The 9907-nt window shown below is 72.6% G+C and carries 7 protein-coding genes; 5 read left to right on the forward strand and 2 right to left on the reverse strand.

Annotated features, from left to right (window positions below; translation table 11 throughout):
• Positions 1-931 (forward strand): DUF4352 domain-containing protein (locus tag ACS04_RS21030; RefSeq protein ID WP_048478241.1); only part of this gene is annotated, 931 nt, incomplete at its 5' end.
• Positions 932-1005: 74 nt separating this feature from the next.
• A complete protein-coding gene (locus ACS04_RS21035; RefSeq protein WP_048478242.1) occupies positions 1006-2760 on the forward strand; it encodes an NAD+ synthase in 1755 nt (584 codons plus the stop codon).
• 99 nt (positions 2761-2859) lie between these two features.
• Here ACS04_RS21035 and ACS04_RS21040 read toward each other — a convergent pair whose 3' ends face one another.
• Positions 2860-3888 carry an endonuclease/exonuclease/phosphatase family protein gene (locus ACS04_RS21040; protein WP_048478243.1) on the reverse strand — a complete coding sequence of 343 codons (1029 nt, stop codon included), beginning with the start codon at positions 3886-3888 and terminating at the stop codon, positions 2860-2862.
• Between the two features lie 372 nt (positions 3889-4260).
• Here ACS04_RS21040 and panB point away from each other — a divergent pair, with 372 nt between their 5' ends.
• The 3 genes from panB to ACS04_RS21055 all read left to right on the forward strand — a co-directional run bounded on the left by panB (position 4261) and on the right by ACS04_RS21055 (position 7139).
• On the forward strand, positions 4261-5121 hold the full coding sequence (gene panB / locus ACS04_RS21045) for a 3-methyl-2-oxobutanoate hydroxymethyltransferase (protein ID WP_048478244.1): 861 nt from the start codon (positions 4261-4263) through the stop codon (positions 5119-5121).
• A gap of 144 nt (positions 5122-5265) precedes the next feature.
• Positions 5266-6297, forward strand: a complete 1032-nt coding sequence (locus tag ACS04_RS21050) for an ATP-binding cassette domain-containing protein (protein WP_107438656.1) — start codon at positions 5266-5268, stop codon at positions 6295-6297.
• Entirely contained in the window at positions 6294-7139 is an 846-nt protein-coding gene (locus ACS04_RS21055; RefSeq protein ID WP_048478245.1) for an ABC transporter permease, read from the forward strand. Before ACS04_RS21050 ends, ACS04_RS21055 begins: the two co-directional genes overlap by 4 nt.
• 59 nt (positions 7140-7198) lie before the next feature.
• Here the strand turns inward: ACS04_RS21055 and ACS04_RS21060 are convergent.
• The coding region (locus tag ACS04_RS21060) for an ATP-binding protein (RefSeq protein WP_048478247.1) at positions 7199-9907 on the reverse strand (2709 nt) is incomplete at its 5' end.

The raw sequence follows: 9907 nt of genomic DNA on the forward strand, positions 1-9907 counted from the left end.
CCGCGTCGACCCCTTCGCGCCGCCCGCGCCCGGGTCCTTCGCGCCGCCCGCGTCCGCACCCCCGGCCCCCTCCTTCGGTGCGCCCGTGCCGCCCGTACCGCCCGCCGGCGGCGCCTGGGGGGCCCACCCCGGCGCCCCAGGCGCCCCCGGCAACCCGTGGGGCACCCCCGCCCCGAGCACCACCAACGGCCTGGCCGTCGCCGCCCTCACGCTCGGCATCGCCGCCGTGATCATCGGCATCATCCCGTTCCTCTTCTGGGCGGGCGGCATCCTCGCCCTGGTCGGGATCGGCATCGGCATCGGCGCCCTCGTCCGCGCCTCGAAGGGTGCCGGCCGCAAGGCGATGGCCGTCACCGGCACGGCCCTGGCCGTGCTCGGCCTCGGCGCCTCAGTCGGAGGCCTCTTCCTCACCGGCTACGTCGTCACGAACGTGGCCGACAAGAAGCTGCGCGAGGGCTGGGACGTCCCGCCCGACCCCGACGGCGGCCCGTCCGCGTACCCCTACCCCTCACCGACGCCGTCGCCCAAGCAGGTCCCCGGCATCGACTCCCCGCTGGCGTTCGGCGAGACGTACACGTACCCGAACGGCATCAAGGTGACCCTCTCGAAGCCGAAGAAGTACGTCACGAAGAACAAGTACTCGACGGTCGAGAACGCGGTGGAGCTCACGCTCACCATCACCAACAACTCCACCGAGACCCACAACGTCATCTACGCGGTGCCCAACGTCCGCGACGACAAGGGCATGACCGCCAAGCTGGCCTTCGACGGCGGCGACGTCCCCAAGATGATCCGGGGCGACATCCTGCCCGGCGAGTCCGCCAGCGGGGTCCTGGCCTACGAGGTCCCCGAGGGCACCGAGCACCTCGTGGCGGACATCTCCCCGGGCATCAGCCTTCCCAGCGCGAAGTTCAGCGGCTCGATCGGCTGACCGGGGGCCCCGTACGACACGGCAGGAGGCACGGACCCAGGACATCGCGTCAGAAAGACGATTACACTGGGCCCGTGCCTCAACTTCGCCTCGCTCTGAATCAGATCGACTCGCAGGTCGGCAACATCGCCGCCAACGCCGAATCGGTCGTGCACTGGACCCGGCACTCCGCCGAGCAGGGCGCCCACCTGGTGGCGTTCCCGGAGATGATGCTGACCGGGTACCCCGTCGAGGACCTCGCCCTGCGCGCCTCCTTCGTCGAAGCCTCCCGTACGGCGCTGCGCGAACTCGCGGAGCGGCTGGCGGCCGAGGGCTTCGGCGGACTGCCGGTCGTCGTCGGCTACCTCGACCGGACGGAGCACGCCGCCCCGCGGCTCGGCCGCCCCGCCGGCTCCCCGGAGAACGCGGCGGCCGTGCTGTACGGCGGGAAGGTCGTCCTGCGCTTCGCCAAGCACCACCTCCCCAATTACGGCGTGTTCGACGAGTTCCGGTACTTCGTGCCCGGCGACACGCAGCCGGTCATCCGGGTGCACGGCGTCGACGTGGCCCTGGCCATCTGCGAGGACCTCTGGCAGGACGGCGGCCGCGTCCCGGCCACCCGCTCCGCCGGGGCGGCGCTGCTCATCTCGATCAACGCCTCCCCGTACGAGCGCGAAAAGGACGACCAGCGCCTCGAACTGGTGCGCAGGCGTGCCGAGGAGGCCGGCTGCACCCTCGCCTACCTGGCGATGATCGGCGGCCAGGACGAGCTGGTCTTCGACGGGGACTCGATCGTCGTCGGCGCCGACGGAGAGGTCGTCGTCCGCGCCCCGCAGTTCTCCGAGGGCTGCGTCCTCGTCGACCTCGACCTGCCCGCCGCCCGGGCCGACGCCCCCGAGGGCCTCGTCGGCGACGGGCTGCGCATCGACCGCGTGGTCCTCTCCGAGGAGCCGCTGGAGGCGTACGAGCCCGTGGTCACCGGCGGTTACGCGGACCGCCTGGACGACGACGAGGAGGTCTACGACGCGCTCGTCGTGGGCCTGCGCGCGTACGTCACGAAGAACGGATTCCGCTCCGTCCTGATCGGGCTCTCCGGCGGCATCGACTCCGCGCTCGTCGCGGCCATCGCCTGCGACGCGGTCGGCGCGCAGAACGTGTACGGGATCTCGATGCCCTCGAAGTACTCCTCGGAGCATTCCAGGGGCGACGCGGCCGACCTCGCCGACCGGACCGGCCTGAACTTCCGGACCGTGCCCATCGAGCCGATGTTCGACGCGTACATGGGCTCGCTGGGCCTGACGGGCCTGGCGGAGGAGAACCTCCAGTCCCGGCTGCGCGGCACGATGCTGATGGCGGTCTCCAACCAGGAGGGCCACCTCGTGCTGGCCCCGGGCAACAAGTCGGAGCTGGCCGTCGGCTACTCCACGCTGTACGGCGACTCGGTGGGCGCGTACGGCCCGATCAAGGACGTCTACAAGACGGACGTCTTCCGGCTCGCGCGGTACCGCAACCGGGCCGCGGCCGAGCGCGGCGAGACCCCGCCGATCCCGGAGAACTCCATCGTCAAACCGCCGAGCGCCGAACTGCGCCCGGGCCAGGTGGACACGGATTCGCTGCCCGACTATCCGGTGCTCGACGCGATCCTGGCGCTGTACGTGGACCGCGACCAGGGCATCGACGCGATCGTGGAAGCCGGTTTCGACCGCGCGCTGGTCGCCAAGACCCTGCGGATGGTGGACACGGCCGAGTACAAGCGGCGCCAGTACCCGCCGGGCACGAAGATCTCCGCGAAGGGCTTCGGGAAGGACCGCCGCCTGCCCATCACGAACGGCTGGCGCGAGCACGCCTAGGCCGTGTCTTGAGCCGCGACCGGCGCAGGGGCCCCGCCGCCGGAGCGGCGGGGCCCCTCTCTCACCCGTACGGGCGTACGGCCGCAGGGACGGGCAGGGCTACGGCTTCACGGTGACCCGCGCGGCGACCGGCAGGTGGTCGCTGCCCGTGCGCGGCAGGGTCCAGGAAGCCTCCGGCTTGATTCCGCGGACCATGATCTGGTCGATCCGGGCCATCGGGAACTGGGCGGGCCAGCTGAAGCCGAAGCCGTCGCCCGCCGCGCCCTGCGTGGAGCGCATCTGCGAGGTGACGTCGGACAGGGACCGGTCGTTCATGGTGCCGTTGAGATCGCCGAGCAGGATGACCTTCTTCAGCGGATCGGCGGCGAGCGCGTTGCCCAGGGCGGCGGCGCTGTTGTCGCGCTGGTTGGCGGTGAAGCCGGCGTTGAGCTTGACCCGGACGGAGGGCAGGTGGGCGGCGAAGACGGCGATCCGGCCGTACGGGCTGTCCACGGTGGTGCGCATGGCGCGGGTCCAGCCCATCTTGATGTCGACGGGCGCGCTGGAGCTGAGCGGGTACTTGCTCCACACGCCGACCGTGCCCTCGACGGAGTGGTACTTGTACGCGCCCGCCAGGGCCTGCTCGTAGACGGGGACGGCGCTGCCCTTGAGCTCGGTCAGGGCCAGGACGTCGGCGCCGGACTTGGCGATCTGGACGGCGGTGCCCCGCGGGTCGGGGTTGTCGGCGTCGACGTTGTGCGTGGCGACCATCAGGTTGCCGCCGGAGCCGGACTTGTCGAGGACCAGGCTGCCGAAGAGGTTCACCCACACGACGGCCGTCAGCAGTATCGCGATCAGGGCGGTCGCCGACTTGCGCACGACGGCCGCGGCGAGCAGCAGCGGCACGGCCAGGCCCAGCCAGGGCAGGAAGGTCTCGGTGAGGCTGCCGAGGTTGCCCACGTCGTTCGGCAGCTCGGCGTGGAAGATCATGACCAGGGAGATCAGGGCGGCCAGGGCCGCGGTCACGATCCCGCGCCGCCAGATGCCCCGGTCCCGGAGCAGCCCGGCCAGTCGGCGCCGGAGGCGGGATCCGGAGGGCTCGGGCTCCGAGCCGCCGTTCCCCGTCTCCGTCATGTACGCCTGTGCCATGCCACTGCCCTCGCTGCCGTGCTCGCGCTCCGTCCCCGCACCTTGACCCTAGGCGATCGACGGAGCCTTCCATGCCGTGTTCCGGCCGTACGTCCGGGAGGACGAACGGCCGTGTGGCCGAGGTTCCGCTTGTCACGAAACGCGCACATTGCCTCCCGCGCGCGCCGAACCGCCGGGGAGGGGACCATGAGAGGGCCAAGAGGGGGCCATGAGGGGGCAATGAGGGTGCAGGCAGTGCTCCTCGCGTACGGCAGGAGTGTGACGTACGGGTCCTCCCACCACTTTCGCCACGGGCCCGGCAGGTGCCACCATGGTGGGTGAGTCCGGGGACGCCGTGAGGGCGCCTCGAGATGACATCAAGGAGCAGTTGCAATGACGCATGCCGTTTCGCCTGCCCGCGAAGCCGCCGCCCCCAGCCTGTACGGGGGCAAGCGCAACCGGCGGACGACCGTCCGCGACCTCACCCTCGCCAAGGAGCGCGGTGAGAAGTGGCCGATGCTCACGGCCTACGACGCGATGACCGCCTCCGTGTTCGACGAGGCCGGCATCCCGGTCATCCTCGTCGGCGACTCCATGGGCAACTGCCACCTCGGCTACGAGACCACCGTCCCGGTCACGATGGACGAGATGACCATGCTCTCGGCCGCGGTCGTACGGGGCACCAGCCGGGCCATGGTCGTCGGCGACCTGCCGTTCGGCTCGTACCAGGAAGGCGCCGTGCAGGCGCTGCGCAGCGCCACCCGCCTCGTGAAGGAGGCCGGCGTCGGGGCCGTGAAGCTGGAGGGCGGCGAGCGCTCGCTGCACCAGACCGAGCTGATCGTGCAGTCCGGCATCCCCGTCATGTCCCACCTGGGCCTGACCCCGCAGTCCGTGAACGCCATGGGCTACCGGGTGCAGGGCCGCGGCGACGAGGCCGCGCACCAGCTGCTGCGCGACGCCAAGGCGGCGCAGGACGCGGGCGCCTTCGCGGTGGTGCTGGAGCTGGTCCCCGCCGAGCTGGCCGCCGAGGTCACCCGGTCCCTGCACATCCCGACGGTCGGCATCGGGGCCGGCGCGGAGTGCGACGCGCAGGTGCTGGTGTGGACGGACATGATGGGCCTGACCGGCGGGAAGATGCCGAAGTTCGTGAAGCAGTACGCGAACCTGCGGGCGACCATGGGCGACGCGGCGAAGGCCTTCGCCGAGGACGTGGTCGGCGGAACGTTCCCGCAGGCGGAGCACAGCTTCCACTGACCCGCTGAGCCCGTACCGCAGGCCCGCCGACCCCGCGTCGGCGGGCCTGCGGCGTCCCGGGGATCCCCCGAGGACTTACCCGACGGCTGCCTGTCGGTCGGCTGTCGGTCCACTGTCGGTGCGTTGTCGGTGGCGGATGGTCCCATGTGGGACATGACGCGAAACGACAAGAATCCCGTGAGCGGCCCGCACGCCGTGGAGGTACGGGGGCTGGTCAAGCACTACGGCGAGACGAAGGCCCTGGACGGGGTCGACCTGGACGTCCGCGAGGGCACGGTCCTCGGTGTCCTCGGCCCCAACGGCGCGGGCAAGACCACCCTCGTGCGCTGCCTGTCCACCCTGATCGTCCCGGACGCCGGGACCGCGACCGTCGCCGGCTACGACGTGGTCCGCCAGCCGCGGCAGCTGCGCCGCACCATAGGCCTGACCGGCCAGTACGCCTCGGTCGACGAGAAGCTCTCCGGCTGGGAGAACCTCTACATGATCGGCCGGCTGCTCGACCTGTCCCGCAAGGACGCCCGTTCGCGCGCCGACGAGCTGCTGGAGCGGTTCTCGCTCACCGACGCCGCCAAGAAGGCCGCGATGAACTACTCCGGCGGCATGCGCCGCCGGCTCGACCTGGCCGCCTCGATGATCGGCCGCCCGGCCGTGCTGTACCTGGACGAGCCGACCACCGGTCTCGACCCCCGCACCCGCAACGAGGTGTGGGACGAGGTGCAGCGGATGGTCGCCGAGGGGGCCACCGTCCTGCTCACCACCCAGTACATGGAGGAGGCCGAGCAGCTCGCGAACGAGCTGACGGTCATCGACAAGGGCAAGGTCATCGCCAACGGCAAGGTCGACGAGCTGAAGGCCCGCGTCGGCGGCCGGACCCTGAGGATCCGCCCCGTGGACCCCTCCGACCTGCCGGGCATGGCCCGTTCCCTGGCGGAGAACGGCCTCGACGGGGTCGCCGGCTCGCAGGCCGTCCCGGACGAGGGCGTGCTGCTGGTCCCGATCCTGAGCGACGAGCAGCTGACCGCCGTCGTGGGCCTGCTGGCCGCCCGCGGGTACGCGATCGCCGACCTCGGCACCTACCTGCCCAGCCTCGACGAGGTGTTCCTGGCCATCACGGGCCAGCGGCCCGCCGTCGACGACTCCGTTCCCACCGAGCAGACCGAGGAGGTCGCGGTATGAGCACCGTCACCACCGCCAAGCCCGCGCCCGCCCCGGCGGCAGCGGTGTCCGCCCCGGCCGGCGAGGGCCGGATCGGCCTGCGGGCCAATCTGCGGCACATCGGCGCCCTGGTGCGCCGCAACGCCCTGCAGATCAAGCAGGACCCCGAGTCGATGTTCGACGTCCTGTTCATGCCGATCATCTTCACGCTGCTGTTCGTGTTCGTCTTCGGCGGCGCGATCTCCGGCAAGGGCCAGCAGGAGGCGTACGTCAACTACGTCGTCCCGGGCCTGATGGCCATGATGGGCATGAACATTGCCATGGGCGTCGGCACCGGCGTCAACGATGACTTCAAGAAGGGCGTGATGGACCGGTTCCGGTCCATGCCGATCGCCCGCTCGTCCGTCCTGATCGCCAAGATCGTCGTAGAGCTCGGCCGGATGATGGTCGCCATCGCGATCCTGCTCGCCGTGGGCTTCATGCTCGGTCTGTCGATCAAGACCTCGGTGTTCGACCTGTTCCTGTCCATCGGCCTGTCGGCGGTCTTCGGCGCCTCGCTGATGTGGATCTTCATCCTGCTCGGTCTCACCATGAAGACCGCGCAGGCCGTCCAGGGCATGGCGATGCTGGTCCTGATGCCGCTGCAGTTCGGCAGCTCGATCTTCGCCCCGCCGTCGACGATGCCCGGCTGGCTGCAGGCCTTCACGGACTACAACCCGCTGTCCAACCTGGCCGACGCGGCCCGCGGACTGATCAACGGCGGCGCGGTCGCCCACCCGGTGACGGTGACCCTGATCTGGTCGGTCGCCATCACGGCGGTCACCATGCCGCTCGCGGTCCGCAAGTTCCGCCAGAAGACCTGATCCGGGCAGACCGGTCCGTTCCGGATCGCGTCCCGGACGGGCCCCGGACGGGGGCCGGGTCAGATGAGGGCGGTGGCCTCCTCCAGGGTGAGGCCGCCGCCTTCGGCGTACGCCGCCGCGTACGCGGCCCCGCCGAGCGCGGCCCTCGTCAGTTCCTCGGCGCGGGCCGAGTCCTCGCGTTCCGTACTGACCGGGAAGTGCTGGGCCGGCAACTGGGCCCGGTAGGCGCCGAGCAGGCGCGCGGCGGCGTACGCGTGCTCCCCGCCGCCGAGGCGGGCGTGCGAGAGGGCCGCCGTCAGCAGGTTCACGGCGGGCATCTGCGGGGCGACCATGAGGGCGAGGGGATCCCGGGCGGACCCCAGCATGGCTTTGCGCAGATGGGCGAGGGCGTCCTCGTACGCGCCGGCCTGGTTCTCCAGCCAGGCCATCATGCCGAAAAGGAACCCGTCGAAGACGGCGAAGGCACCGAGCGCGAACTCCTCGCGCATCACCTTGAGCTGCCGGCGGGCCTCGGGTATGCGGCCGGTGCGGCCGTAGACGCCCGCGAGGAACATCCGGGCGACCGGCAGGGCCTCGTTGCCGTAGGGGTGGGGGGTCTCCAGCAGTTCGCCGAGGATGGACTCGGCCTCGGCGAGTTCGCCGCTCTCGACGAGGGTCCCGGCCATCCGTACCCGCAGAACCGTGACCTGGGACCGGGCGCCGAGCCGCTCCGCGTGCTCGATCGCCGCCCGGAAGTCCTCGGCGGCCGCCGCGTAGTCGCCGCGCTTCTCACGGGATTCGGCGCGGGCGGAGAGGGCCTCGGCGCAGCCCCAGTCGTCGCCCAGCGACTCGAAGATGGCGTGGCTCTCGTCGGCGTCGCGCTCCGCGTCCCCCGACCATGCGGCCCGGTTGGCGAGCCAGTTGGCCCGCACCTGGAGGGTGCCGGCCAGCTCCCAGCGGTAGTCCAGCTCCCGTGCGGTGTCGACGGAGGTGTCGAGGACGTGCTGGAGCAGCGCGGTGTCCCCGTTGACGATCACGGCGTACACCCACAGGCCTCCGGGGTTGCGGCAGGTCTGCGGCAGACCCGGCCGGTAGGCGGCGACGATCCCCGCGACCTCCTCCCGGACCCCGGGCGCCTCCCAGCCCTCGTCGGTCTGGTTGCGCGAGGCGAGCCGGATCAGCCGGATGCCGCGCCAGGCCTCGGCGAGCAGTTCCCCGCTGTACGGCGGGGGCGCGTCCACGACCTGTGCGTACACCGGCTGCGCGGGTACGACGGGCGCCCGGAAGGGGTCGGGGCCGAGCGCGGCGGCCGCTTCGGCCCAGTGCCGGGACTCGGTGCGCAGTTCGTGCATCGACCAGTACCAGGCGAGGGAGTGGACGAGGCAGAGCACCTCGCCGGTGTCGCGGGCGGCGATGGCGCGGCGCAGCGCGCTGCGGAGGTTCTCGTACTCGGTGGCGAACCGCCGGGTGGCCTCGCGCTGGCGGCGGCCGCGCAGCAGCGGGTCGGTGGTGCGGGCGAGTTCGCGGTAGTACGTGAGGTGGCGGTGCTCGGTGGCCCCGCGGTCCCCGTCGGCCTCCGCGAGGCGCTCGGCGGCGTACTCGGCGACCGTCTCCAGGAGCCCGTAGCGCATGCCGGTGCCGCCCTGGCCGGGGGTGGCGACGACGAGGGACTTGTCGACGAGGGAGCCGAGGAGGTCCAGGACGTCGGGGGCGCCCGGGTCGGCGCAGACGGCTTCGGCGGCGGAGAGGTCGCAGCCGCCGGAGAAGACGGAGAGGCGGCGCAGCACGGCCCGTTCGAATGCGTCGAGGAGGTCCCAGGACCAGTCGACGACGGCGCGCAGGGTCTGCTGGCGGGGCAGTACGGTACGGGCGCCGCCGGTCAGGAGCCGGAAGCGGTCGTCGAGGCGGTCGGCGATCTGGCGCGGGGTGAGCAGCCGCAGCCGGGCCGCGGCCAGCTCGATGGCGAGCGGCAGCCCGTCGAGGCGGCGGCAGATCTCGGCGGCGGCCGCGGGGTCGTCCTCGGTCCGGAACCCGGGCCGGGCGGCGGCCCCCCGCTCTCCCAGGAGCCGGAGCGCGACGGGGTCGGGCAGTGGCTCGACCGGGCGCAGGAACTCCCCCGGCACGCCGAGGGGTTCGCGGCTGGTGGCCAGGATCCGGATGCCGGGGCAGCGGGCGAGGAGTTCTTCGGCGATTTCGGCGGCGGCGCCGATGACGTGCTCGCAATTGTCCAGGACGAGCAGCAGCCGCCGCCGCGCGCAGTAATCCGCGAGCCGGTCGAGGGGCTGGTCGCCGGCGCGGTCGGTCAGCGCCCGCAGCTCCTCGGCGGCGCCGCCGCGCAGCTTGGTCTCGCGGGCGCCGAGCGCGGCGAGGGCGGCCTCGGCGACGTCCTCGGGGTCGCCGTGCCCGTCGATGGACGCGAGCTCCACGAGCCACACCCCGTCGGGCCAGGCCCCGGCGGCGTGCTCGGCGGCTTCCAGGGACAGCCGGGTCTTCCCGGCCCCGCCGGGCCCGAGCAGGGTGACGAGCCGGGCCCGCCCGAGTTCCTCGCCGATGGCCCGGATGTCGCCCTCGCGCCCCACGAAGCTGGTCACCCGGGCCCGCAGGTTCCCCGGGCGGGGGGCTGCGGGTCCGCCGTGCGCTCCGGCCGGTGCTGCGGGTTCGCCGAGCGCGCCGGCGGGGGCCGGCAGCGGGGCGGGAGGGGCGGCTGCGCCCGTACGGCCCCCGTCCGGCGCCTGCGCGCCGGGCCCCGGGCCGGCCGGGCCTGCGGGCGCGCCGGGAGCCGGGGCGAG

The sequence above is a fragment of the Streptomyces roseus genome (assembly GCF_001044425.1).
Lineage (GTDB): Bacteria > Actinomycetota > Actinomycetes > Streptomycetales > Streptomycetaceae > Streptomyces > Streptomyces roseus.

What these genes read in the sequence shown, in the direction of transcription:
- panB (WP_048478244.1), top strand. Translation starts at nt 4,261, where the DNA reads ATGACGCATGCCGTTTCGCCTGCCCGCGAAGCCGCCGCCCCCAGCCTG.
- ACS04_RS21055 (WP_048478245.1), top strand. Translation starts at nt 6,294, where the DNA reads ATGAGCACCGTCACCACCGCCAAGCCCGCGCCCGCCCCGGCGGCAGCG.
- ACS04_RS21040 (WP_048478243.1), bottom strand. Translation starts at nt 3,888, where the DNA reads ATGGCACAGGCGTACATGACGGAGACGGGGAACGGCGGCTCGGAGCCC.
- ACS04_RS21050 (WP_107438656.1), top strand. Translation starts at nt 5,266, where the DNA reads ATGTGGGACATGACGCGAAACGACAAGAATCCCGTGAGCGGCCCGCAC.